The sequence below is a fragment of the Streptomyces thermodiastaticus genome, from assembly GCF_014656135.1.
Taxonomy (GTDB): Bacteria; Actinomycetota; Actinomycetes; order Streptomycetales; family Streptomycetaceae; genus Streptomyces; species Streptomyces thermodiastaticus.
Genome location: NZ_BNBV01000002.1, coordinates 252,055 through 276,833 on the forward strand (window position 1 = coordinate 252,055; position 24,779 = coordinate 276,833).

The following is a 24,779-nucleotide window of genomic DNA, read 5'->3' on the forward strand; positions in this document are numbered from 1 at the left end:
GGGACGATGGACGCACTCCGTCACCGTGGGCGAACGAAAGGGAACCGTCCGTGCAGTTCGAGGTGTGGGCACCGCAGGCAGGCCGGGTGACGCTCGTGTGCGACGGCGCCCGGCACGCGCTGGAACCCGATCCGCAGCGCCCGGGCTGGTGGACCGGCGAGGCCGCCGCGCGGGACGGCTCGCGCTACGGCTTCGCGCTGGACGACGGACCGGTGCTGCCCGATCCGCGCTCGCGCCGTCAGCCGGACGGCCCGGACGGGCCGAGCGCGGTCGTCGACCACGCGCGGTACGCCTGGCGCAGCACCGGCTGGGCGGGGCGGCCGCTGCCGGGCGCGGTGCTGTACGAGCTGCACGTGGGCACCTTCACCCGCGAGGGCACCTTCGACGCGGCCGCCGAACGGCTGGAGCAGCTCGCGGACTTGGGCGTCACCCATGTGGAGCTGATGCCGGTGTGCCCGTTCCCGGGCCGGCACGGCTGGGGGTACGAGGGGGTGTCCCTGTGGGCGGTGCACGAGCCGTACGGCGGGCCGCTCGGCCTGAAACGGTTCGTGGACCGGGCGCACGAGCTGGGTCTGGGCGTGGTGCTGGACGTGGTGCACAACCACCTGGGCCCGTCGGGCAATCACCTGCCGCGCTTCGGGCCGTACTTCACCGACACCCACCACACCCCGTGGGGCGCGGCCGTCAATCTGGACGCGCCGGGCTCGGACGAGGTGCGCGACTTCCTCATCGGCAGCGCGCTGGCGTGGCTGCGCGACTACCGGATCGACGGGCTGCGCCTGGACGCGGTGCACGCGCTGGTGGACACGCGGGCCCGGCACTTCCTGGAGGAACTGTCCGCGGCGGTGGACGCCCTGGCCGCCCGTATGGGAAGGCCGCTGTTCCTGATCGCCGAGTCGGACCTGAACGACCCTCGGCTGATCACCCCGCGCGCCGAGGGCGGCCTCGGGCTGCACGCCCAGTGGAACGACGACTTCCATCACGCCCTGCACACCGCCCTGACCGGCGAGTCGCAGGGCTACTACGCCGACTTCGCGCGCGCTCCGCTCGCCGCGCTGGCCAAGACCCTCACCGGCGGTTTCTTCCACGACGGCACGTACTCCGGCTTCCGGGGCCGGCGGCACGGCCGGCCGCTGGACCGCACCCGGGTGCCCGCGCACCGGCTGCTCGGCTACGCCCAGACCCACGACCAGATCGGCAACCGGGCGCGGGGCGAGCGGCTGTCGCTGCTGCTGAAGGACTCCCCCGGGCTGCTGGCCTGCGCGGCCGTGCTGACACTGACCGCGCCGTTCACGCCGATGCTGTTCATGGGCGAGGAGTGGGCGGCGAGCACACCGTGGCAGTTCTTCACCGACCACACCGATCCGGAGCTGGCCGAGGCGGTGAGGCAGGGCCGGCGCCGGGAGTTCGCCGCGCACGGCTGGACGGCCGAGGAGGTGCCCGACCCGCAGGACCCGGCCACCCGGGAGCGTTCCTGCCTGGACTTCTCCGAGCGGGAGCGCGAGCCGCACGCCCGGATGCTGGAGTGGTACCGGCGGCTGATCGCCCTGCGGCACGAGCAGCCGGACCTCACCGATCCCCATCTCGCCGACACCAGGGTCGCCTTCGACGAGCAGGCCCGCTGGCTGGCGTTCCGGCGCGGGGACGTGCGGGTGGCGGTGAATCTCGGCACCGGTCCGGCGGCGGTCCCGCTCGGGTCCCGCCCGGCCCGGGTGCTCGCCGCGTGGGACCCGGTGCGGCCGCCCGGCGGAGACGGGCTGCTGCATCTGCCCGGGCAGTCCTGCGCGGTGCTGCTGCAGCCCTGACGGGCCGCGGGACGGGTGGTCGCCGGAGTCAGGGACGGGACGGGTGTCAGGCATCCTCGGCCCCGCCGTCCTAGCGGACGTCGGCGACCCGTTCCATCAGGATCGCCTCCCAGGCGCGGCGCAGCTGGGTGCGCAGCAGCGGCAGGGGGGTGTCGCCGCGGCCCTGGAGCCGGTCCGCGAGACGGACGACGGTCTCGCAGCGGGCCAGCCACAGGCCGCGCAGGCAGGTGCGGGCACCGTACCCGGCGAGCGTCGCGGCACGGACGGCCGGCGGGGCGCCGACGGCGACGGCGAGCCCCGCGATGTCCTCGGCGGGGTCGCCGACCACCGCGTCGGTCCAGTCGAGCACGCCCCGGACCCGGCCGTCGCCGCTCACCATCACGTGCTCGCCCCGCAGCGCGTGGTGGACCAGGACGGCGGTGCCGTGCTGCGCGGTGAGCTGGGCCGCAGCGGGCGCGGTGAGCTGGGCGAGGCGGGCCGGGTCGAACTCGTCGGCCTTGCCGAGGGTCTCGGCGGCGTGCACGGCCATGCGGCGCAGCGCCTCCAGGGAGCGGGGCGCCAGGCGGGGCACGCCGAGGGCCTCGGCCTGGCGGACGGGCACCTGACGCAGCCCGGCCAGCAGTCCGGCCAGGTCGTCCTCGCCCACGGCGGACACGTCGTGCTCGTCGGCGGTGCCGCCGGGGATCCGGGTGTCCAGGGTGCAGGTCAGTCCGGGCGCCCATTCGCCGTGCGCGACCGCCGACGGCACGGCGACGGGAAGGTGGGGGCGGACCAGGTCGCGCAGCCGCATCTCGCGGCGGCGGCGCAGGGAGGCGTCCCGGTCGGTGGCCAGGCGCAGCACATGGCGGGTGCCGACCCACCAGGTGGAGTGTCCGCCGCCTGCGTCGACGGGCCGGACCTCGGGTGCGGCCGGGTCCGTGCTCGTCGTGCTGGTGCCGGCCTTCTGCAGCAGGGTGCGGGCCAGCCGGCGGACGCTGTCCGCGGTGGGTGTCGGTGCCTGGGTCATCGGTGCGCCGTGTCGTTCCAGTCGGGGGTGTGGGCTGCCGCCGGTCAGTCCACCAGGACCATCTCGCGGGTGGTGTCGTTGAGGCGGCGGCCGCCGTCCTCGGTGACCGTGACGATGTCCTCGATACGGACACCGAAGCGGCCGGGCAGGTAGATGCCGGGTTCCACGGAGAAGCACATCCCGGGCACGAGGGGCTGCTCCTCGCCCTCGATCATGTACGGCGGCTCGTGGGTGGTGACGCCGATGCCGTGGCCGGTGCGGTGGATGAAGTACTCGCCGTACCCTGCCTCGGTGATCACCTCGCGGGCGGCCCGGTCGACGTCCTGGCAGGCGGCGCCGGGCCGTACGGCCTCGAACCCGGCCTGCTGGGCGGCGCGCACCACGTCGTGCACCCGGCGTTCCTCCTCGGTGGGCTCGCCGACGTGCACGGTGCGGGTGGTGTCGGAACCGTAGCCGTCCTTCAGGCCGCCGAAGTCGAGGACCACCATGTCGCCGGGCTCGATGACGCGGTCGCCCGTCTCGTGGTGCGGGTTGGCGCCGTTGGGGCCGGAACCGACGATGGTGAAGTCGACCTGGGAGTGCCCGAAGCGCCGCAGCAGCTCGGCGAGGTCCGCGCCGACCTCGCGCTCGCGGCGGCCCGAGAAGCGCATGGTGCGGATCTCCTCGAAGGCGGCGTCCGCGGCGGCCGCGGCGGCGGCCAGCAGCTCCACCTCGGCGGGGTCCTTCACGGCGCGCAGCATCGGCAGCGCCTCGGTGAGGGCGGCACAGGAGACGTCCGGCAGCGCCTTCTGCAGGGCGAGCAGGTGCAGGGCCCAGGTGTTGTCGCTGACGCCGTAGGTGCCGCGGGGTTCGAGCAGCTCCGCGGTGATCGCGTAGGGGTCCTTGCCGTCGGTCCAGTCGCGCAGGGTCAGGGCACCGGCCCCGGCGGCGCGGGCGGCGTCCGGCGCCTCCAGGGCGGGGACGACGAGGACGGGGTCCTGTCCGGGGGCCAGGACGAGCAGGGTGAGCCGTTCGGTCTCCGCGGGGGGTGCGTAGCCGGTGAGCCACACCAGGTCGGGGCCCGGCGCCACCAGCAGGCCGGCCAGTCCGGCCTCGGCCGCCGTCCCGGCGGCGCGCGCCATCCTGGCCCGGTGGACGTCGGCCGTGAAGGGCGCGGGTGCGGTACCGGTCATCCGGGCCTCCGTGGGCGAGACGGGGTGGACCACGGGCAGCATGCTGCCCGTCCGCGCGGGGCCGCGCGAGCCGGTCGGCCCGGAGCACGACGGCAGGGCGCGCCGTCGCGTCCCGGCCTGCCGGACGTCCGTGGGACCGGTGGTTTCCGCACCCATGGTAGTGGCGCCGCCGCTGCGCGTGCGGGGGCACCCGGCGGCGCGGGCCGCACCGGAGGGTGCGCGGGGGCTGTCGTCTCAGGTGAGGTCTCAGGTGACGACGGCGGGCGTGACGGTCAGCTGCCGGTACCCGCCCCGGTGCCGCACCGTCAGGACGACCTGCTCGCCGGGGCGGGCCCGGGCCACGGCCCGGGCGAGGCCGGCCGCCGAGTCGATCCGGGTGCCGTCGAAGGCCAGCAGGACGTCGCCGGCGGTCAGGCCGGCCCGGGCGCCGGGGCCGGGGACGTGCACGGCGACGATCCGGGCGCCGGGGCCGGCGTCGTCGTCCACGGCCTCGACGCCCAGGGCGGGGCGGGCGTCGTGCGCGGCGGGCGCCGGGGGCGCCGCGGAGGCCGGGCCGGAGGCGGCGGGCGTCCCCGGCGGTCCGTCCGCCCGGTGCTGCTGTGCGGGAATACGGCTCAGGCCGACCACCGCGGCCCCGGCGGCGCCCACGCCGGCGCCTGCCAGCAGCACCACCAGGCCGGCGCACAGCCCGCACAGCGCGGACGTGAGCCGCCGGGGGCGGGCGGCGGGCGGAGGCTGCCCGGTGTCCTGTTCGTCCGGGCGGTCGGCGGCGGGGTCCCGGCCGGGCAGCGGCCGGGGGCGCAGCGCGGTGCGTTCCATCGGGTCCTTGTCTCGGTCTCCGGATGGTCTCCGGGTGGTTCTTCCTGCTGCCGCTCCCGCCGCCGTGCGAGCCGGGAGCGGTCCTGTTCAGCCGGCGGCGGCCGGCAGGGCGAGGGCGGGCGGGCGGCCCGGGAGGAAGGTGTGGATCCGGCCGGCCAGCCACTCGGCCCGGTAACGGTCGACCGAGCGGTGCCAGTTGAGGATGGCCGCCACATAGTTGCGCAGGTCGCCGACATAGCCGTCCAGGGCGGCGCGGGCCTGCCCGGACAGCTCGAAGTCCTCGGCGACGACCGGGAGTTCGTGCGCGATCACGTGCTCGAACTGCCGCATGCGCTGGGTCATCAGATCGTGGACGACGCCGAGGGCCGCCGGGTAGCCGATACCGAAGAAGTTCTGCACGACGAGGATCGCGTTGTGGATCTCGCCCTCGTACTCGATCTCCTTCTGGTACGAGAAGACGTCGTTCAGCAGGCAGGCGTAGTCCACGGCCGCGTTCTCCAGGGAGCGGACCGGGCCGCTGCGGTAGACCTCGGGCGGGATCGCGGGGCCGCGACCCGCCCGGCACAGGTGGAGGGTGAGGTCGGCGCCGAAGGTGGCACGGCGCATCTCCAGGTAGTCGACGGGGTCGGGGATGCGGTTCTGCAGCTGGTTGGACAGCTCCCACAGCCAGCTCTCGGTCATGCGGTCGACGGCCTGTTTGAGGCTGCGGCTCTGCTCGGGGGTCATCGTGGCGGTGGTGCGCGCCCACAGGTCGCTCAGGCCGCGTTCCATGGCGTTGGCGGGGACGGTGGCCTCCTCGCCGTCGAGGGGCATGCAGCCGGACAGGCGGGCGGTGGTGATCCGGGCCCCGGCGAGGTCGCGGCGGTGGCCGTGGACCAGCGGGTAGTAGTCGTCGGCGTAGGTGCCCCAGGCGAGCCACTGGGTGCTGAGGTCGAGTGCCTCGGGCGTGGCGTCGGGGTCGAGGCCGGCGGCGCACACGGCGAGGTCGCAGGAGGCGAGCTTGTCCTCGTCCCACACACCCTCGGTGAGCAGGCCCATGCGGCGGCACCAGTCGGTGAGGTGGTTCCGGGCGGTGCCGAGGTGCTCGCTGAGCCGGCACGGGAAGGGCATGTACAGCTCGGGGATGCGGGAGGGGCCGACCTTCTGGAACGGCACATGCGTGCAGGCGCGCAGCCTCCGTTCCCACTGCCTCGACGGTGCGGATGTGCCGGCGAGGCCGCCCGTGCCCGCCGTCAGGGCGCGCACGTCGGTGCCGGCCGTACCGAGGCCGGTGAGCCGCTGCCAGGGTGTGCCGGGGCGGGCCTTTTCGTTCATGTACCGGCCGGAGCGCATGTGCCATTCGTGGCCGCCGGACTGCCAGTCCTGCAGGCCCTTGGTGTAGGCGGCCACCGCGGCGAGCCGGTCCGGGGTCAGGCCCTTGTCCGCGGCGAGCGCGGGGACCTCGGTGAAGGCGGTGTGCTCGAACTGGTGCAGCCGGGAGGTGAGGACGTCGTTGACGAGGTCGGCGGCCTCCTGGGTGGTGCAGCCGAAGAAGTGCTCCAGGACGAGCACGCCGTTGCTCAGCTCGCCCTCCTCCTCGACCTCGCGCTGGTAGGAGAACAGGTCGTTGCGCAGGTGCACGGCGTCGGAGAACGTCTCCATGAGCACCCTCAGCGGCCGGGTCCCGGCGACCTCGGCGGGCACCTCGGCGGTGGCGTACTCCACGAGCCCGGCCGACCAGGGGGCGCCGCCGACCTTGCGGCGCATCTCGATGTACTCGACGGGGTTGGCGATGCGCCCCTCGTTGATGTTGGACAGCTCCCACAGGGACTCGTTGAGCAGGTGCTCGGTGGCCCGGGCGAACCGGCGGCGCCAGTTCTCCGACATCGCCGGCACCGTGCGCGCCCACAGGTCGGCGAGCCCGGCCTCCACCGGGTTCTCGGGGCCGGGGACGGCGGCGGCCGGGTCGAGCGGCATGAACAGGGGCAGCCGGTCCAGGTGGGCCTTGCCGCCGGCGCGGTCCTGGGTGCGTTTGAAGATCTCGAGGAAGTGGTCGTCGAAGAAGAAGACCCACACGTACCAGTCCGTGATCAGCGACAGGGCGTCCGCGTCGCAGTCGGGGTGGGTGTACGCGCAGAGCAGGCCGTAGTCGTGCGCGTCGAGGTCGGCCCGTGTCCAGATCCCGGAGCCGTCCAGCATGCCCGTCTCGCGGGCCCAGCGTGTCGAGTGGGCGCGGGCCTCGTCGACGTGCGGGTTCAGCCGCGCGGGGTGCGGCAGGTAGAAGGCGGGGAGCTCGAACGGCTGCTGCGTCATGGCCGGGGCCTACCCGGGGCACCGTGCGGCCATCCTCCGGCCGGTATTCGATCACACCATCGCGTGAACGGCGGGCCGTCCACCGCGTGTCGGCGCACGGCGGAGCCCGTCGTGCGCCGGGGCGCGGCGGCTCGGTGCCAGGCGTGCGAGCGTGCGCGCGCCTCTTGTCACCGGTGGGTGCGCCGCCGCCCGTGCCGGCCGGGGAAGCCGCGGTCCGGCCGGCGCGGGCGGCGGTCGCGGTCAGTTGACGAACACGGCGGAACCGCCGTCGGTCACCGGGGCGTACCGGGCGGTGAAGTAGCCGTTGGAGAAGCACAGCGACGACCCGGACGCCTTGGTGAACTGCTGGTTGGTGAAGGTGATGCTGTTGTCGGCGTTGTCGGCCTTGCCGGTCAGCTGGGGCGCCCGGTAGACGCAGGTGACGCTGCCGAGCAGGGTGCGCAGCTGGACCGTGGTCTGGATGACCGAGCCGGCGGGCGGGGTGACGGTGAGGGTGCCGTCGGAGGTCACGGTGGCGTCGTAGGGCAGGTTGTCGATCCGGATGCTGTTGACGCCGAGCACGCCGACGACGTTGCTGGTGCAGCTGCTCGGGTCGAAGGTGTGCCCGGTCACCGACTCCCTCGCCGTGCCCGGGGCCGCCGGGTTGTCGGTGACGGTGGCGGTGAAGGTGGACGAGGTGCAGGCCACACCGCTGCTGCCGGACGCGCTGGAGTAGAGCGTGGCGCTGGTGCCGGCCTTCAGCGAGGCCGTGAGCTGGTCGCCGACCGCGACCGCTGTGCCACCGGTGCCGCCGGTGGTGAGCACCGCGGAGTCGGCGGCGGAGGCGGGGGCGACCGCCGGGAGCGACAGCGCGGCGACGGCGGCGGCCAGGGTGAGGACGGAACGCGTACGCATGCGGATACCTCGCTTCTGAGTGGGGGGAGTGCGAAGATGACGGCGCGCCCTGACGGCGTTCCGGCGCCCTGCGAACGCGCCGGGCAGCGCCCTGTCCGGCAGGTTCGACCGTCCGGCCGTGAAGAAGACGTGAAGACGCCGGGAAGAACCGCCGGGGTGGAACGATGCGTGAACGAAGCGCGGCCGGTGCGCCGCGCGGGCGGATCCGGCGCCACGGATCCGCGGTCGAGTCAGCCACTTTGTAGACCCGCCGCGTCGTCAACGTCAATGCGCCGTACGGAAGTTGAGAAGTGAGCCGTGCCACCCGAGGCGGCTCGCACCCCGCTGTGCCGGCGCTCCGGCCCCGGTCAGCGGCGCACCGCGGGAGTGGAATGCCGCACCGGCGGCGCCGCGCTGACCCCGGCACCACACGGCGAACACCTTTCTTTCACAGATCCCTTGACCCGTGACTGTAACCACCGGTAACTTCCTGGACACCTACTGCCGCGTAACCGGACATCTCCCGTACCCGCGGAAGGTGTCGCTCCATCCGCCGGTGCGCCGCAGCCGCTGTCCGCGCCAGGGCAACGGGCCGCTGAACTCCACGAGCAGCCACACGTACACGGGAGCAGACATGGCCTCGTCCTCGGACCTCCCCCCGTCCGCCGACCACACCCCCGACCACCCGCACAGCGCTGCCGCCGGCGACACCTCCGCGGCAGCCGCACCCCCCGCCGCCGGCGGCACGGAACGACGCGGCCGGGTCCGGCTGCGCCGCGCCGCTGTGATGGCGGTGCCCGCCGCCCTCGCCGCCGCGGGCCTGGCGATCCTCACCGCCGAGGGCGCGCTGGGCGTGCAGTTCGCCATCTCCGGCATGCCCTTCACCGTCACGGCGACCGAGCTGAACGGCACCGGCTTCGAGCAGTTCGGCTCCCTGGACAACATGGCCGAGGACAGCCCCAACGCGGGCGACACCGGCGGGCAGGTGCTCGTGGTGACCTCGGCGATCAAGAACGCCACGCTGACCAAGCTGTGCCAGAGCGTGGACCTGGGCGGCACCAACCTGCTGATCACCGCCGGCGGCGGGGCGAAGAAGGTGCAGGCGACCGACCTGACGACCGACTCGACCGAGCTGTCGGGCGACGCCGCGTTCAACAAGATCGAGATCGGCAACGACGCCAGCACCCTCACCAAGGCCGGGGTCCAGGGCCCCAAGGGCGTGTTCAGCCAGCAGGCCGACACGGTGCACATCGCCAACCTGCGGCAGACCAACTACGCCACCACGGCGGGCGTGTTCAAGCTGCCGGGCCTGAGGCTGCGCTTCAGCGACACGGGCTGCTGAACCGATGACGCACGACACGCACACGGTCCCGGCACGGCCGGGCACGCGCCGGCCGGGGCCACGGGCCGCCTTCCGCCGGTGGCGCTCCCGCCGCCCCTTCTGGGGCGGGCTGCTGCTCACCCTGGGCGGGGCGGAGATCCTGCTCACCGAGAAGGCGTCCCTGAAGGTCGTCCTGCACGTCGGGATGCAGGGGGTGGCCGGGTATCTGCTGCCCGCGCTGATGGTGCTGTGCGGTCTGCTGATCCTGTTCAACCCCGCCCAGCGCCTGTTCTACTCGCTCACCGGCATCCTGCTGACCCTGGGCACCTGGATCACCTCGAACCTGGGCGGCTTCTTCGTGGGGCTGCTCCTCGGGGCCGCCGGCTGCTGCCTGGCCTTCGGCTGGCTGCCCGACCAGGAGCCCCGGCGCGTCCGGCGGCAGCGGCGCCGGCAGGAACGGGCCGCACGGGCAGCACGGGAGCGGAAGGCGGCGGCCGGCACCGAATGGGCGTGAGACGCCGTCAGGCCGGGCGGAGGCAGGCGCGCCCGGCCCCATGGCCGCGTGCCGGTGGTGGCACGAGGGGCGTCCTCGCCACCACCACCGGCACGGGGCGTCCTCACGCCGGGTCGGGCACCGTGCGCAGGAAGTGGTCCGCGTCCTCCGGCTCGCCCAGCCGTCCGGCCTCCAGCCAGGAGCCGTCGGCGAAGCACAGCCGGAAGGTGGCGAAACCGCGCGGCTGCCCCGACTCGCCCTCGATGCGTGCCTGGTCCGCCGGGAACCGCGCCACGACGTCGAAGTCGCCCGCCTTCGTCGGGGACAGCCGGCGGCGCGGCGAGGCGGCCAGGCACACCTCGTCCTCGGTCAGCAGCACCAGCCGTTTGCGGCTGGGCGACTGGCTGTACCAGCGCAGCAGCAGCTGACCGGCGGTCAGGGTCCAGTCACCGTCGAAGAAGGGCGCCTCGGTCCGCCGGGGCGAGGACGTGCTGCCACCGGACGCCTGCCGGGTGCTGCGCTCGCCGGTGCCCGCCAGCCGGTCCAGGAACATGTCGATCAGCATCCAGGGCACGACCACGACGCAGAAGACGACGGCGCCGACGTACACCAGCCAGTGGTGCCCCGACGTCAGCCGTCCGCCTCCCGCCGCCCGGTGGACGTCCTTCGGCGGCCGGGGGATGCGCCGGGGCAGCTCGCACCACACCAGAGCCACCGGGTCCCGCCCCAGGATCTTCCGTGCCCTGCGCCGTACCGCGCGTGTCGCCATGCGTTGCTCCTGCCGCGTGCATATGACGTCAGGTCAGCTCAGTCCCGCCGACTTCAGCCAGGCCCGCGCCACCTGCAGCGGGTCCTTCTTCTGCAGCTGCACCTGCTTGTTCAGATCCAGCAGGGTCGCGGTGTCGAGCTCGGCGGAGACGGCGTCGAGCGCGTCGACGCCCTGCTGCGACAGGGCGCCCTTGCGGACCAGGGGCTGGACGTTCTGGAACCCGAAGAGGTTCTTGGTGTCCCGCAGGGTGACGAACTTCTCCTCGGCGATGGTCGGGTCCGTGGTGAACAGGTCCGCCACCTGCACGACGTTCTTCCGCAGCGCCGTCTGGGTCAGCGGGCCGCCGGCGTCCAGCGCCTTGAACGACGTGAACCGCAGCCCGTACACGGACTCCAGGCCCACCAGGCCCTGCTGCCGGGTCTGGAACTCCGGGGAGCCGCCGATGACCAGCTCCCCCGCGACGTCCTTGAGGTCCTCGATGGAGGACTCGGTGGTGAGGTGGTACTTCCGTGCCGTCTGCTGGTTGACGGTGACGGAGTCCTTGTCCTCGGCGGGAGAGGGCTTGAGCAGGGTCAGCCCGGGGTCGAGGTGCTGGGTGATCGCGGCCGTGGTGTCCGCCACCGACGTCGGGGCGGCCTTCTTGTCGAGGTAGGCCAGCAGCGCCCCGTTGTACTCGGGGAGCATCGTCAGGGAGCCGTTCTTGATCAGCTTGTAGGTGGTCTCCCGACTGCCGATGTTGGGCTTGTAGGCGACCTTGATGCCCTTGGCCTTCAGCGCCTCCCCGTACAGGTCGGCGAGCAGGGTGCTCTCGGGGAAGTTGTTGGAGCCCACGACCACGGTGCCGCCGTTGCTCTTCTTGCCGGTGAGCGGGTTGCCGGAGGAGTCTCCGGAGGACGAGCATCCTGCCAGCAGGGCCGCCGTCGCGGCGAGCGCGACGGCCGTCACACCGACACGTCGCTTGAGCGGCCTGGGGTTCTTCACGGAAAAGGTCACAACTGCGTTCCAGGGTCGAGGGAGGCGGGGAGCGGAACACGGGCAGGGACGCACGAGGGGTGAGCACCTCGTGCGTCCTGATCCAATCCAGCCATGTCCCGGTCGGTCAAGAGCTTTCCGGCGGCCGGTCGCCGCGTCGCGGGACCGGTCACGTCCGGCGGCCCGCGTGGCGCACTCCGGGCGAGACCGCGAACCGTCCCGCCGCCCAGAACACGCCCAGCGTGACCAGGGCCAGCGCGGCGACCAGTGCGGCACCGCCCACGACCTTCTCGTAGTCGAGCTGGTAGAGGCCGTCGACGATGTACCGGCCCAGCCCGCCGAAGCTGACGTACGCGGCGATGGTGGCGGTGGAGACGATCTGGATCGCCGCCGAGCGCACCCCGCTGAGGATCAGCGGCAGCGCCACGGGCAGTTCCACCTGGAACAGCACGCGGGCCTCCCCCATCCCCATGCCCCGGGCGGCGTCCACCGGCGAGGGATCGACCGAGCGCATCGCCTCGTAGGTGGTCACCAGGACCGGCGGCAGGGCGAGCACCACCAGCGGCACCATCACCGGGACCAGGCCGAAGCCGAGCAGGATGAACATCAGCACCAGCAGGCCGAAGCTGGGCAGCGCCCGCCCGGCCGTGGCGACCAGGGCGAGGACGTTGCCGCCGCGCCCGTAGTGGCCGGTGAGCAGCCCGAGCGGCAGCGCCACGGCGGTGGCGAGGGCGAGCGCCAGCAGGGAGTACCGGACGTGTTCGGCCAGGCGTGCGGGAATTCCGTCGTAGCCGTGCCAGTGGGCGGCGTCTGCGAAGAAGGAGGCGATGTAGTGCAGGACGTTCACCGGGCGGCCTCCTCCGCCTCGGGCGCGGCCGCACCGGCCGGGCGGGCGGCGGAGGGCCGGCCGCCGTGGCGTGCGGTGCGCGGCATCCAGGGGGTCAGCAGCCGGCGGACGCCGACCAGGGCCGCGTCCACGCAGATGGCCAGCGCCGCCGTGGTCACCACGGAGTTCACCGCCAGTTCGGGACGGTGGTAGTTGCGCGCGTCCTGCAGCAGGTTGCCGAGCGCGCCCTGATTGCCGATCAGCATGCCGACGCTGACCAGGGAGATGCTGGAGACGGCGGCCACCCGCAGACCCGCGACGATGGCGGGCACCGCGATCGGCAGCTGCACCTGCAGATAGCGCCGCAGCGGGCCGAGGCCCAGGGCGGTGGCCGCGGCCAGTGTCTCCTGCGGCACCGAGCGCACGCCGTCGACGATCGCCGGGACGAGCACCACCAGGCTGTAGACGGCCAGCGGGATCATCACCGTCAGTTCGGTCTGGCCGGTGTAGTCGATGAGGACGACGAAGAACGCCAGCGACGGGATGGCGTAGAAGACCGTGGTCACCCCCAGCACGGGCGGGTACAGCCAGCGGAAGCGCACGCACAGCTGGGCGATGGGCAGGGCGGCGAGCAGTCCGGCCAGCACCGGCAGCAGGGCCTCGCGCAGATGCAGCCCGATCAGGCCGAACCAGCTGTGCTGCAGGTCGCTCGGGATGTCGAAGAAACCGTTCATCCGGTGACCCCGGCCTCTTCGGCGGCCTCGGCGCGGTGCGTGCCGTGCGCGGCGCGGATCGCCTCGCCGATGGCCTGCTGCGAGACGACCCCGACCGCGCGCCCGGCCTCGTCCACCGCGACGGCCCAGCCGGTCGGGGAGAGCACCGCGCAGTCGAGGGCGGCGCGCAGGGACCCGGTGCCGTGGACGAAGGGCCGGCCGTGCGGCAGCAGCCGGGCGGGATCGATCCGGCCCGCCGTCAGATCCCGCGGTTCCGCCCAGCCGAGGGGCGTGCCGTCGGCGTCGGTGACCAGCACGTAAGGCGCCTCGGCGGCGCCGGCCGCGATCTGCTCGGCGGTGGCGTCGGCGGTGACGACCGGGGCGGTGCGCAGCCGCAGCGTCGCGGAGCCGAAGAAGGACAGCCGGCGGAAGCCCCGGTCGGTGCCGAGAAAGTCCTCCACGAAGGCGTCGGCGGGGGCGCTGAGCAGTTCGGCGGGCGGCGCGTACTGGGCGAGCCGTCCGCCGGTGCGCAGCACCGCGACCATCGTGCCGAGTGTGACCGCCTCGTCGATGTCGTGGGTGACGAAGACGATCGTCTTGCCGAGTTCCTCCTGCAGCCGCAGCAGTTCGTCCTGCAGGCCCTTGCGCACCACCGGGTCGACGGCCGAGAACGGCTCGTCCATCAGCAGCACCGGCGGATCGGCCGCGAGCGCCCGGGCCACACCGACGCGCTGCTGCTGGCCGCCGGAGAGCTGGTAGGGGTAACGCTTGGCCAGCGACGCGTCCAGGCCGACGCGTTCCATCAGCTCCGCCGCGCGCGCCCGGGCCTTCTGCTTGCTCCAGCCCAGCAGCCGGGGCACGGTGGCGATGTTGTCGACGACGGTGCGGTGCTGGAACAGCCCGGCGTTCTGGATGACGTATCCCATCGAGCGGCGCAGCGCGGTGACGGGCTGGTCCCGGATGTCGGCGCCGTCGAGGAGGATGGTGCCCTCGGTGGGCTCCACCATCCGGTTGATCATGCGGAGCGTGGTGGTCTTGCCGCAGCCGGACGGCCCGACCAGGACGGTGATCGAACGGTCCGGGATGTCCAGCGAGAGGCGGTCGACCGCCACGGTACCGTCCGGGTACCGCTTGGTGACTGTGTCGATGCGTATCAAGACGCCGTATACCCCTTCGGGTCTGGCAGTGGCCGCCCGCTCCCCGGCCAGTGCACGCGGGCTGCCGCGCAGAGAGTCTAGACGGCCGCATCAGCGGCGGCAGGGCCGCGCGTCCCGCCCCGTGGGCGGGCGTGCGGCACGCGGCGGGTGCGCGACGGGGCGAGCCCCGAGGGGCCCGCCCCGTGGGTCGGATGCCCGGCCGCAGGTCAGGTCCGGCCGGGACCGCCGCTGCCGAAGGCTCCGCTGCCGCCCGGCGCCCAGCGTTCACGGTGCTGGTCGCCTTTGCGCCGGGTACCGGCACGGTGGATCTCGTAGGGCATGAGCCGCACCCCGTCGTCGCAGTGCACCTCGTCCGGCTCGCGCACCTCGCTGATCTCCTCGATCGCACCCGTGACGGGCAGGTGCGGCTGTTCCTCGGGTTCGGGCCGGTCCGGCTCCCGGCGCATCACGCCGATGCCCATCCCGACAGCCCATATCAGACCGCCCACCACGACGACGAGTCCGACGATGAAGGCGATCAGGGTGCCCCAGGCATGCGGCTCCGCGGCCAGGACGACGTTCGAGGCTGTGATCATGTCTTCCACCCGCCTCTGCGGAGTTACGGCAGAACTGCCGATGACACGGTGACGTCCACGACGTCACCTGTGTCCCTTATTGTCCCACCGTGGATGCGGCCCGCAAAACGCCGGCCGCATCCCCGCGCTCACCCTGCGCGACCGCCGTGCGGCCCCGCTCCGCTCAGTCCTCGGCCGGCGTCAGCCGCAGCGAGATGCTGTTGATGCAGTACCGCTGGTCGGTCGGCGTGGGGAACCCTTCGCCCTCGAACACGTGTCCGAGGTGTGAACCGCAACGGGCGCACCGCACCTCGGTGCGCACCATGCCGTGCGAGCGGTCCTCCACCAGCTCCACGGCGTCGGTGTCCTTCGGGTCGTAGAAGGACGGCCAGCCGCAGTGGGACTCGAACTTGGTCTCCGAGGTGAACAGCTCCGCGCCGCAGGCCCGGCAGGAGTAGACACCCTTGGTCTTGGTATCCGTGTACTCACCGGTGAAGGCGGGCTCGGTCGCGGCCTGGCGCAGCACCGCGTACTCCGCCGGGGTCAGCTCCTCGCGCCACTGCTCGTCCGGCTTCTCGACGTCGTACGGCATGAGCCCTCAGCCCCTCAGGTGTCGTCTCAGTTCTCGTTCAGGCGGTCGAGGATGCGCGGACCGAGGTCCGTGACATCACCGGCGCCCATGGTGAGAACGAGATCACCGGTCTTCGCCATTCCCGCGATCACATCGGGCACCTCGGCCTTGTCGTGGACGGCCGTGACGTCGGCGCCGGCCGCCCGGGCCGCCTCGATGATCAGATCGCTGGTCACGCCCGGGATCGGGTCCTCGCGGGCCGGGTAGATGTCCAGCACGGCGCAGGCGTCGGCGAGCGCGAGGGCTTCCCCCATCTCCTTGCCCAGTTCCTGGGTGCGGGAGAACAGGTGCGGCTGGAAGACCACCAGGATCCGGGAGCCGTCCGCGGCGCCGCGCATCGCCTCCAGGTCGGCGGTCATCTCGGTCGGGTGGTGGGCGTAGGAGTCGATCACCTGCACGCCCGCGGCCTCGCCCTTGAGCTGCAGGCGCCGCTTGACCCCGGTGTACGCGGCCAGCGCGGGGGCGAGCTCGGCGGCCGGGACGCCGAGGGCGGCGCCGGCGGCGAGCGCCGCCACGGCGTTGTGCGCGTAGTGGCGGCCGGGCACCGAGACCGTGAACGTCAGCTCCACGCCGTCCAGCAGGACGGTCACCTCGCTCTTCAGCCCCTGCGGCACCAACGACACGATCCGCACGCCGGCGTCCTCTGCCTCGCCGTAGGTCACCGTCCTCACCCGGCCGGCCAGGCGCCGGGTCAGCTCGCGCGCACCGTCGTGGTCGGCCGAGATCACCAGGGTGCCGCCGGGCACGATCTTGCCGGCGAAGGTCTCGAAGGACTCGTAGATCTCGTCCATCGAGGCGTAGTTGGCGTGGTGGTCCAGCTCGACGTTGAGAACGACGGCGACCTCGGGGGCGTATGTGTGGAAGCTGCGGTCGGACTCGTCGGCCTCCGCGACGAAGATCTCGCCCTCGCCGTGGTGCGCGTTGGAGCCGGGCGCGTCCAGGTCGCCGCCGATGGCGTACGACGGCTTCAGGCCCAGCTCGGTCAGCGCCACCGCCAGCATGGAGGTGGTCGTGGTCTTGCCGTGGGTGCCGGCCACCGCGAGCGGCCGCAAGCCTCGCATCAGCGCGGCCAGCGCGTCGGAGCGGTGCACGACCGGGATGCCCAGCTCCTTCGCGCGGACCAGCTCCGGGTTGTCCTGCCGGATGGCCGAGGAGACCACCACGCAGGAGGCGTCCTCGGCGAGGTGCTCGGCCGCGTGCCCGATGTGCACGGTGGCCCCCACCGCTCGCAGCGCCCCCGCGGTCGCGGAGTCCTTCATGTCGCTGCCGGCCACCCGCGCGCCGCGCTGAGCGAGGATCTTGGCGATGCCCGACATTCCGGCGCCGCCGATGCCGATGAAGTGCGGTCGGTCCATGGCGGTGGGAAGACCGGGTGCCATGCGCTTTTCTCCCAGGTGGTACGGCTCGGATACGACTCGGTCGCGCACCGCTCGCGCGGGGCGCCGCCCCAGCCTATGCCTTGCTGTGGGAGAAGAGCTTCAACACCGGTACGCCGACCTTGTGACGGGCCCGCGAGGCCCAGTCGCGGTGGAAGAACTCCTCCACGTAGTGCGGGTCGGTCAGCACGATCACCTCGTCCGCGTCGACCTCGGCGACCAGGGACTTCAGGGCGTCCAGCGGATGGTCCTCCACCAGCCGCCCCTCCGCCCGGCTGCCCGCGGCGTGCAGCGCCCGCAGCGACACGTCCAGGGCTCGTTCGCCCTCGCTCCTGGCCGCCTCGCCCTCGGGGGTCTCGCCCTCGCGGGCGGCCTCGTCGATCTCGCCGAGCGCGATGTCGTCGATGGCTCGCAGCAGGCGGTCGGCCTGCTCACCCCGCGGCTGGAGCAGTACGTGGAAGGCGACCGGCTCGTCACCGTGCAAGGTGGTGACGAATTCCACGTCGGCGGACGTCAGGGCCTTCTCGATCATCAAAACGCTTGTGAACACCAGGCGCCCTTTCTGCAGTGAGGGCCGCGCCCTCTCGCTACCTCCGTGGGCCGGACGAGCCCCCGCAGAAACCATCCTGCCCCGCGAGCGCCCAGCGGTGGCCGGGATTCGCACAGGTGCCGCGACGGAGCTGGAACGGGCGCTTCCGTACCCGTTCCGGTGTTCGGGTCGGGTGCCCCGGGGTGTCCCCGGGGCGTTCCGACCTGCCTCGCGGCCGCCGCCCTGGGCCGCCGGCCCGGCCGGCCCCGCCGCCGGCGCATGCGTGACCGGGCCCCACGGCGGCGGATGCGTGACCGGATCCGCCGCCGGACGGATGCACGACCGGATCCGCCGGCACCGGATGGACGGCACCGGCGTCTTCAGGCTGCCCGCCGGTAGCGGGTGAACAGGAAGCCGTCCTCCTCCAGCAGGCAGGCCAGGGTGAAGCGGTGCGGGTCCTCGACCGGCGGGCCGCCGGCGATGCGCTGGGCGTCGCCCGCGGTGAGCATCGGGGAGATCGTCAGGCACAGCTCGTCGAGGACGTCGGCGGCGGCCAGCCGGCCCAGCAGGCGGGGGCCGCCCTCGGTGAGCAGCCGGGTGTGGCCGGCGTCGGCCAGGGCCCGCACGGCGCGCGCCGGGTCGACGCCCGCGCCGTCACCGGCGACCAGCACGCGGGCCCCTGCCCGTTCCGCCTCCGCGACGCGCTGTGCGGGCGCCCCGGCACCGGTGAGGATCACCGTGGGGACCAGGGGCGAAGTGAACAGCGGCAGGGAGAAGTCCAGGTCCAGGCTCGCGGTGACGACGGCGATCGCCGGAGCCGGCCCCTGTCCGGCCGCCGCGCGCAGCTCGGCGAACTCCGTGCGGGCGCGGGCCGGCCGGTATCCCTCCCGGCGCACCGTCTCCGCGCCGACCACGACCACGTCCGCCAGCGCCCGCAGCGTGCCGAAGATCCGCATGTCGGCGGCGCTGGAGATGGGCTGCGAGCGGCCCTCGTGCTGGGCCGCTCCGTCCAGCGTGGACACCATGTTGGCGCGCAGCCACGGCCGGCCGCCCGTGACCTGCGGCTCCGGGTAGGCGTAGGCGGCGGCCAGCTCGGCGAGGGACCACTCCCGGTCGTCGAGCGCGCCGGGCAGCCGGGTACCAGGGGCCTGAAGGGTGTCCGGCGCCGCGTGGGCTGCTGTTTCGTCGGTCACAGGGAACAGGCGTCGCATGCCGTGCAGTGTTCCACGCCGCTTACCATGGACCATCGTGTCGTCCTCCACAGCCGCCTCCGGGCTGAGCCCCCTGACCGGCGCCGGTCCCCTGTCCCTGTGCGCCCGCGAGCCGCATGTCCCCGCCGACCGGCTCGTCGCCGAGCTGGTGCCGCCGCCGCGCTTCGACGCGGTGCGCTTCGCGACGTACATTCCCGACGCGAACCAGCCCAGTCAGGCCGAGGCGGTGCGTGTGCTGGAGGACTTCGCCGCCGGGCTCGGCGCGGACGCCGCCCCCTCGGGCCGGCGCGGTTTCTTCGGGTTCGGCAAGGGCCGGGCCAAGGCCGCCAGGGCTGCCGCCGGTCCCCGGGGCATCTACCTCGACGGCGGTTACGGCGTCGGCAAGACCCACCTGCTGGCCTCCCTGTGGCACGCCGCCCCGGCCGAGCCCGCACGCAAGGCGTTCGGCACGTTCGTGGAGCTGACGAACCTGGTCGGCGCCCTCGGCTTCCAGAAGACGGTGGAGACCCTCTCCGGTCACCGCCTGCTGTGCATCGACGAGTTCGAGCTGGACGACCCCGGCGACACGGTGCTCGTCTCCACCCTGCTGGGCCGGCTGGTGGACGCGGGCGTGGCGCTGGCCGCCACCTCCAACACGCTGCCGGGCAAGCTCGGCGAGGGCCGTTTCGCCGCCGCCGACTTCCTGCGCGAGATCCAGGGGCTGTCCGCGCACTTCCGCACGCTGCGCATCGACGGCGAGGACTACCGCCACCGGGGTCTGCCCGAGGCACCGGCACCGTTCACCGACGAACAGGTGACCAAGGCGGCGCACACCACGGCCAACGCCTCCCTCGACTCCTTCTCCGACCTGCTGGACCATCTGGCCACGGTGCACCCCAGCCGCTACGGCGCGCTCACCGAGGGAATCTCGGCCGTCTGCCTGACCGGGGTGCGGCCCGTGCCGGACCAGTCGACGGCGCTGCGTCTGGTCGTGCTCGCGGACCGGCTCTACGACCGCGAGGTGCCCGTGCTGGCCTCCGGGCTCCCCTTCGACCAGCTGTTCAGCGAGGAGATGCTCACCGGCGGATACCGGAAGAAGTACTTCCGCGCGATATCCCGTCTCACCGCGCTCGCCCGCGACGCGAAGAGTCTCGCCGAGGGCGGTTGACCCGCGAAGGTCCGAAGGCCCGGCGGACCGGTGCGTTCCGTTGCTGCCCGTACGGGCAGCCGAGGAGTCCGACCGGGCGGACGATCCGGCGTCCGTCATGCGCGCGTTCGCGCCATTCGGGGGCGTTTTTCGGGCGTCTTCACCCCATCAACACATCGTTGACCCTGCAAATCGCTCAGTGCCGCTACCGTCATGCTTGACCAATCCTTGACCAATTGTTGGTTCGCCGTAGAGGTGCGCCGGATAGGGAAGGGGAGCGCATGAGCCGAGGTCCGCGCGCCAGGGCGCGACTCGCGCCTCTTCTCGCGCCCGTGCTCACCCTGCCCTTCCCTCTGCGTCTCTTCGCACCGACCGCTTTTTTCGCAACCGCGTACACGCCCGGTCAGGCGCAGGCCACGACGCGCCCCCGGCCCGCCGTGCCGGGCACCGGGTACGCCCGTTTCTGCAGACCCCCCGACGGCTTCTGACAGCCGCATTCCGCCGGCGCTCCGCTGCCGAGCGCCCTCACCGCCATGGCACCTCGTCCGGGGGATCCGCGTTCGCGTTCTCCGGCCCCGGGCGCGCCGTGGTTCCCATCCGTAGTTCCGCACGACCTGCACGACGGCACGCGCCGGCGCGTGCCAGGAGGAGACACCCGTATGCGACCACTCGTCGATCACGCCCGCGGATCAGGGCGCCGCACCGCGGACCGGTCCCGGCCCGCCTGGGTCCCGAGCCCGCCGAGGCGGTGCGTTCCCGGCACCCCGTCCCGCACCGTCACGGTCCGGTGAGCCCAGCCATGACGACCGCCATATCCAGGTTCCCGCACCTCAAGCGTGACGTCGCCGCCTCGTTCGTCGTCTTCCTCGTCGCGCTGCCGCTGTGCGTCGGCGTGGCCGTCGCCTCCGGCGTGCCGGCCGAGCTCGGGCTGGTCACCGGCATCGTGGGCGGCATGGTCGCCGGGCTGCTGCCCGGCAGCAGCCTGCAGGTCTCCGGCCCGGCGGCCGGTCTGACGGTGCTCGTGATGGAGGCCGTGGACCGCTACGGGCTGCCGGCGCTCGGCGTCCTGGTGCTGGGCACCGGGCTGCTGCAGCTGGCCATGGGCGCCCTGCGGCTGGGCCGCTGGTTCCGGGCCATCTCGGTCTCCGTGGTCGAGGGCATGCTGGCCGGCATCGGTCTGGTGATCATGGCGGGCCAGATGTACGCGGCGGCCGGTCTGTCCGCCCCGGCCTCCGGCCTCGGCAAGATCGCGGGGCTGCCGAAGGCGGTCGCCGACGTCCTAGGCAGCCCCACGGCGCAGGCCTCGGTCGCGGTCGGCGCGGTCACGGTCGCCCTCCTGGCACTGTGGCCGCGGCTGCCGCGGCAGGTGCGTGCCGTGCCCGGCGCGCTGGCGGCGGTGCTGCTGGTCACGCCCGTCACCCTCCTGCTCGACCTGCCGGTGGAGACGGTGCGGGTGGAAGGGCTGCTCGACGCGATCCAGCCGCCCGACGCCGACGCCTTCGGCGGGCTGGCGCACCCGGCGTTCTACGGCACGATCGTCGCCTTCACGCTGATCGCCTCCGCGGAGAGCCTGTTCAGCGCGGCGGCCGTGGACCGGCTGCACGACGGTCCGCGCACCCGCTACGACCAGGAGCTGATGGCTCAGGGCGCGGGGAACGCCGTGTGCGGCCTGCTGGGCGCGCTGCCGATGACCGCGGTGATCGTCCGCAGCTCGGCCAACGTCCAGGCGGGTGCCCGTACCAAGGCCTCCCGGTTCCTGCACGGCGTGTGGCTGCTGCTGTTCGCGGCCCTGCTGCCGCAGGCGCTGGCGCTGATCCCGCTGCCCGCCCTCGCCGGTGTGCTGCTGCACGCCGGGTGGAAGCTGATCCCTTTCCGGCAGGTGGCCGCGCTGTGGCGCAGCCACCGCGGTGAGGCCCTGATCCTGGTGGTCACGGCGGTGTCCATCGTCGCGGTGAACATGTTCGAAGGAGTCCTGATCGGGCTGGCCCTGTCGGTGGTCAAGACCGCCTGGCAGGCCTCCCATGTGCAGCTGGAGATCGTCGACAAGGGGGCGGGCCCGATCCAGGCCCATCTGACGGGCAACGCCACCTTCCTGCGGCTGCCGCGCATCCTGGACAGCCTGGAGGCGCTGCCCCGCGACCGGCCCGTGGAGCTGCACCTGTCCGGGCTGCACCACCTGGACCACGCCTGCCGCACGGCCCTGCTGAACTGGGCCGAGCGGCACAGCGCCGCCGGCACCACGCCGGTCAAGGTCATGGAACCGGCGCCGTAGGCCCTGCCCGCACCGTCCCGCCCGCCGCCGGTGTGCGGCGGGCGGACCGCCCCGCCGTGGCCCGCACGCACCGCCTCACCCGATGGCCCACACGTTCTCCGCCCGGCGGCCCGGTCCCAGGGCTCGACCGCTTTCTCGTGCCGGGCCTATGGTGGGAAGCAGGCGCACTTCGGGGCGCATCCGACGACTGTGAGGAGTCGTCATGCTTCAGGACGTGCTGACCGCCGTGATCGCCGCGGGCTGTGCGGGACTGGTGTATCTCGCGGCGGCGGCGCGGGTCGTCAAGCAGTACGAACGCGGGGTGGTCCTGCGTCTCGGGCGGTACATCGGTGTGCGGCCCCCCGGTTTCACGACGATCGTCCCGTTCGTGGACCGGATGAACAAGGTCAACATGCAGATCGTCACGCTGCCCGTGCCCGCCCAGGAGGGCATCACCAAGGACAACGTGACGGTGCGGGTCGACGCGGTCGTCTACTTCAAGGTCGTCGACGCGGCGAATGCGATCATCCAGGTGGAGGACTACCGGTTCGCCGTCTCCCAGATGGCGCAGACGTCCCTGCGGTCGATCATAGGCAAGAGCGACCTGGACGACCTGCTGTCCAACCGGGAGAGGCTCAACCAGGGCCTGGAGCTGATGATCGACAGCCCGGCCGTCGGGTGGGGTGTGCATGTCGACCGGGTGGAGATCAAGGACGTGTCGCTGCCGGACACGATGAAGCGGTCCATGGCCCGCCAGGCGGAGGCCGACCGGGAGCGCCGGGCCCGGATCATCAACGCCGACGCCGAGCTGCAGGCGTCCAGGAAGCTGGCCGAGGCCGCCCAGCAGATGGCCGACACCCCCGCGGCGCTGCAGCTGCGGCTGCTGCAGACGGTGACGGCCGTGGCGACCGAGAAGAACTCCACGCTGGTCCTGCCGTTCCCGGTGGAGCTGCTGCGCTTCCTGGAGAGGGCCCAGCAGCCGGCGGAGGAGCGCGGCCGTCCGCAGCCGCCCCGGCGGCTGGAGGAGTCCGCGCCGGCGAGCGCGCCGTCCGCGGCGGGCGGGGCCCCGGCCGACGGCGCCGACCCCGGCCCGCCCTGCGATCCCGTCTCCGTCACCCCGGTCCGCGCCGCCGCCGACGCGGTCTCGCACGCCTCCCCGGCGGACTGTCCGCGCACCTGACAGGCCCGACAGCACGGACCGGGGCAGGGCCGGCAGGAACGGCTTCGCCCCGGTCCGTGCGTGTGCCCCGGCGGGTGCGGTGTGTCCGCGATCGGGCCGGTGCCGCCGGGGTACCCGGCGGGCATGACCGAACAGCAGCAGGAGCAGCGGCACACGCGGCAGCGTGTGCGGCAGCGCATCAGCGGTTCGTACTGGGTCGAGACGGCTCCCGGACCGCCGCCCCGTCCCGCGCTCGCCCAGGACCTGGACGTGGACGTGGCCGTGATCGGCGCCGGCATCGCCGGTTTGTGCACCGCCTACGAGCTGACCCGGGCGGGACTGGGCGTGGCCGTTCTGGAGGCGCGCCGGGTGGCCGAGGGCGTCACCGGGCACACCACCGCCAAACTGACCGCGCTGCACACCCTGGTCTACGACACGCTGCGGCGCACCCGCGACGCGGAGGCGGCCCGGCTGTACGCCCGCTCGCAGTCGGAGGCGATCGAGCGCGCCGAGGAGCTGATGGACGAGCTGGAGATCGACTGCGGCTGGGAGCGGCGCAGCGCCTACACCTATGTGCGGGATCCGGGCCGGGTGGACGAGGTGCGGGCCGAGGCCGAGGCCGCGCGGGAGGCGGGCCTGCCGGCGAAGTTCCTCACCGAGATCCCGCTGCCGTTCCCGGTCGCGGGTGCGGTTCGGGTCGCCGACCAGGCGCAGTTCCATCCGCGCCGGTTCCTGCTGGCGCTGACCGCGGACATGGTGGAGCGCGGCGCGCAGCTGTACGAGGGGACTCTGGTGGACGGGCTGGCGGAGGGCGAGCCGTGCCGGGTGACGACGCAGACGGGGGCGACCGTGCGGGCCCGGCATGTCGTGGTCGCCACGCACTACCCGGTCTTCGACCGGGCGTTGCTGTTCACCCGGTTGTCCCCGCGACGGGAACTGGTCGTCGCCGGTCCGGTCGACGCCGGCCTGGACCCGGACGGCATGTACATCACGCCCGAGGAGAACACCCGGTCGGTGCGGACCGCGCCGTACGGCGAGGACGGGCGGCGGCTGCTGATCGTGACCGGTGAGCACTTCACGCCGGGCACCGGGGACACACCCGGCCGCTTCGACCGCCTGTCGGCGTGGGCGCGCGAGCACTTCCCCGGCGTCGACCTGACCCTGTCCTGGGCCACCCAGGACATCGACCCCACCGACACCGTCCCGATGGTGGGCCTGCTGCACCCGGGGGCCCGGAACACGTACGTGGCAACCGGTTTCGGCGGCTGGGGCATGAGCGGCGGCATCATGGCCGGCCGTCTGCTCACCGCGCTGATCACCGGGCGGGACTGCCCCTGGCAGGAGCTGTACGACCCGCGGCGGCTGCGCACGGCCGTACGCCAGGCGCCGGCGCTGCTGAAGACCCAGGCGGAGGTGGCCCGGCACTTCGTGGGCGACCGGTTGCGGCCCGCGTCGCCCGTGGAGTCGATCCCGCCGGGCGAGGGCGCCGTGATCCGCTCCGGCACCGACCGGCTCGCGGTCCACCGCGACGACGAGGGCGCTCTGCACGTGCTGTCCGCCCGCTGCCCGCACCTGGGCTGTCTGGTGGCGTTCAACGCGGCCGAGAGGACCTGGGAGTGCCCCTGCCACGGCTCACGCTTCTCCACCGACGGCGACCTGCTGCAGGGCCCGGCGACCCGTCCGCTGCCGCGGCGGGAGCTGTGAGGGCGGGGGCCCGTCGGCAG

Annotated in this window: 23 protein-coding genes; 7 read left to right on the forward strand and 16 right to left on the reverse strand. The window is 73.4% G+C overall.

Annotation, left to right across the window (positions count from 1 at the left end):
* Positions 1-50: 50 nt before the first annotated feature.
* Positions 51-1,805, forward strand: coding sequence for a malto-oligosyltrehalose trehalohydrolase (gene treZ / locus IE286_RS03105; protein ID WP_189795009.1), 1,755 nt, complete (start codon positions 51-53; stop codon positions 1,803-1,805).
* Between the two features lie 70 nt (positions 1,806-1,875).
* On the opposite strand, the gene IE286_RS03110 is transcribed toward treZ, so the two are convergent.
* The 6 genes from IE286_RS03110 to IE286_RS03135 all read right to left on the reverse strand — a co-directional run bounded on the left by IE286_RS03110 (position 1,876) and on the right by IE286_RS03135 (position 8,603).
* On the reverse strand, positions 1,876-2,811 hold the full coding sequence (locus IE286_RS03110) for an aminoglycoside phosphotransferase family protein (protein ID WP_189795010.1): 936 nt from the start codon (positions 2,809-2,811) through the stop codon (positions 1,876-1,878).
* A 44-nt stretch (positions 2,812-2,855) separates the two neighbouring features.
* Positions 2,856-3,983: an aminopeptidase P family protein gene (locus IE286_RS03115; protein WP_189795011.1), complete on the reverse strand. Its 1,128-nt coding sequence runs from the start codon at positions 3,981-3,983 to the stop codon at positions 2,856-2,858.
* A gap of 246 nt (positions 3,984-4,229) precedes the next feature.
* Positions 4,230-4,802, reverse strand: a complete 573-nt coding sequence (locus IE286_RS03120; RefSeq protein ID WP_189795012.1) for a PDZ domain-containing protein — start codon at positions 4,800-4,802, stop codon at positions 4,230-4,232.
* An 87-nt stretch (positions 4,803-4,889) separates the two neighbouring features.
* On the reverse strand, positions 4,890-7,094 hold the full coding sequence (gene cyc2 / locus IE286_RS03125; RefSeq protein ID WP_189795013.1) for a germacradienol/geosmin synthase Cyc2: 2,205 nt from the start codon (positions 7,092-7,094) through the stop codon (positions 4,890-4,892).
* 240 nt (positions 7,095-7,334) lie between these two features.
* Entirely contained in the window at positions 7,335-7,988 is a 654-nt protein-coding gene (locus tag IE286_RS03130) for a Tat pathway signal sequence domain protein (RefSeq protein WP_189795014.1), read from the reverse strand.
* Positions 7,989-8,465: 477 nt separating this feature from the next.
* Positions 8,466-8,603: a hypothetical protein gene (locus tag IE286_RS03135; RefSeq protein WP_189795015.1), complete on the reverse strand. Its 138-nt coding sequence runs from the start codon at positions 8,601-8,603 to the stop codon at positions 8,466-8,468.
* Here IE286_RS03135 and IE286_RS03140 point away from each other — a divergent pair.
* A complete protein-coding gene (locus tag IE286_RS03140; protein WP_189795016.1) occupies positions 8,602-9,309 on the forward strand; it encodes a DUF6230 family protein in 708 nt (235 codons plus the stop codon). The genes IE286_RS03135 and IE286_RS03140 overlap by 2 nt on opposite strands.
* A 4-nt stretch (positions 9,310-9,313) precedes the next feature.
* Positions 9,314-9,802, forward strand: a complete 489-nt coding sequence (locus IE286_RS03145; protein ID WP_189795017.1) for a DUF6114 domain-containing protein — start codon at positions 9,314-9,316, stop codon at positions 9,800-9,802.
* Positions 9,803-9,905: 103 nt separating this feature from the next.
* On the opposite strand, the gene IE286_RS03150 is transcribed toward IE286_RS03145, so the two are convergent.
* From IE286_RS03150 to IE286_RS03195, 10 genes are all read right to left on the reverse strand, one after another.
* A complete protein-coding gene (locus IE286_RS03150; protein WP_189795018.1) occupies positions 9,906-10,550 on the reverse strand; it encodes a hypothetical protein in 645 nt (214 codons plus the stop codon).
* A 33-nt stretch (positions 10,551-10,583) separates the two neighbouring features.
* Positions 10,584-11,543, reverse strand: a complete 960-nt coding sequence (locus tag IE286_RS03155; protein ID WP_189795019.1) for an ABC transporter substrate-binding protein — start codon at positions 11,541-11,543, stop codon at positions 10,584-10,586.
* A 148-nt stretch (positions 11,544-11,691) separates the two neighbouring features.
* On the reverse strand, positions 11,692-12,369 hold the full coding sequence (locus IE286_RS03160) for an ABC transporter permease (RefSeq protein ID WP_189795020.1): 678 nt from the start codon (positions 12,367-12,369) through the stop codon (positions 11,692-11,694).
* Positions 12,366-13,082, reverse strand: coding sequence for an ABC transporter permease (locus IE286_RS03165; protein ID WP_189795021.1), 717 nt, complete (start codon positions 13,080-13,082; stop codon positions 12,366-12,368). The genes IE286_RS03160 and IE286_RS03165 overlap by 4 nt, the downstream gene beginning before the upstream one ends.
* The gene (locus IE286_RS03170; protein ID WP_189795022.1) at positions 13,079-14,218 is read right to left on the reverse strand and encodes an ABC transporter ATP-binding protein; all 1,140 of its coding nucleotides are present in this window, start codon (positions 14,216-14,218) and stop codon (positions 13,079-13,081) included. The genes IE286_RS03165 and IE286_RS03170 overlap by 4 nt, the downstream gene beginning before the upstream one ends.
* A 206-nt stretch (positions 14,219-14,424) precedes the next feature.
* Positions 14,425-14,793 (reverse strand): DUF6479 family protein, encoded by a 369-nt coding sequence (locus IE286_RS03175; protein WP_189795023.1) that lies wholly within the window; start codon positions 14,791-14,793, stop codon positions 14,425-14,427.
* A gap of 163 nt (positions 14,794-14,956) precedes the next feature.
* Entirely contained in the window at positions 14,957-15,364 is a 408-nt protein-coding gene (gene msrB, locus IE286_RS03180; RefSeq protein ID WP_189795024.1) for a peptide-methionine (R)-S-oxide reductase MsrB, read from the reverse strand.
* Positions 15,365-15,390: 26 nt separating this feature from the next.
* Positions 15,391-16,782 (reverse strand): UDP-N-acetylmuramate--L-alanine ligase, encoded by a 1,392-nt coding sequence (murC, locus tag IE286_RS03185; protein WP_189795025.1) that lies wholly within the window; start codon positions 16,780-16,782, stop codon positions 15,391-15,393.
* A 73-nt stretch (positions 16,783-16,855) separates the two neighbouring features.
* The gene (locus tag IE286_RS03190; protein ID WP_189795026.1) at positions 16,856-17,311 is read right to left on the reverse strand and encodes a putative universal stress family protein; all 456 of its coding nucleotides are present in this window, start codon (positions 17,309-17,311) and stop codon (positions 16,856-16,858) included.
* A gap of 377 nt (positions 17,312-17,688) precedes the next feature.
* Positions 17,689-18,519 (reverse strand): pyrimidine reductase family protein, encoded by an 831-nt coding sequence (locus IE286_RS03195; protein ID WP_189795027.1) that lies wholly within the window; start codon positions 18,517-18,519, stop codon positions 17,689-17,691.
* A 37-nt stretch (positions 18,520-18,556) separates the two neighbouring features.
* On the opposite strand from IE286_RS03195, the gene zapE reads away from it, so the two are divergent.
* The 4 genes from zapE to IE286_RS03215 all read left to right on the forward strand — a co-directional run bounded on the left by zapE (position 18,557) and on the right by IE286_RS03215 (position 24,759).
* On the forward strand, positions 18,557-19,666 hold the full coding sequence (gene zapE, locus IE286_RS03200; protein ID WP_189795028.1) for a cell division protein ZapE: 1,110 nt from the start codon (positions 18,557-18,559) through the stop codon (positions 19,664-19,666).
* A 778-nt stretch (positions 19,667-20,444) separates the two neighbouring features.
* Positions 20,445-21,917, forward strand: a complete 1,473-nt coding sequence (locus IE286_RS03205) for a SulP family inorganic anion transporter (RefSeq protein WP_189795029.1) — start codon at positions 20,445-20,447, stop codon at positions 21,915-21,917.
* A 202-nt stretch (positions 21,918-22,119) separates the two neighbouring features.
* The gene (locus IE286_RS03210; RefSeq protein ID WP_189795030.1) at positions 22,120-23,076 is read left to right on the forward strand and encodes a slipin family protein; all 957 of its coding nucleotides are present in this window, start codon (positions 22,120-22,122) and stop codon (positions 23,074-23,076) included.
* Between the two features lie 123 nt (positions 23,077-23,199).
* The gene (locus IE286_RS03215) at positions 23,200-24,759 is read left to right on the forward strand and encodes an FAD-dependent oxidoreductase (protein ID WP_189795031.1); all 1,560 of its coding nucleotides are present in this window, start codon (positions 23,200-23,202) and stop codon (positions 24,757-24,759) included.
* Positions 24,760-24,779: the final 20 nt, after the last annotated feature.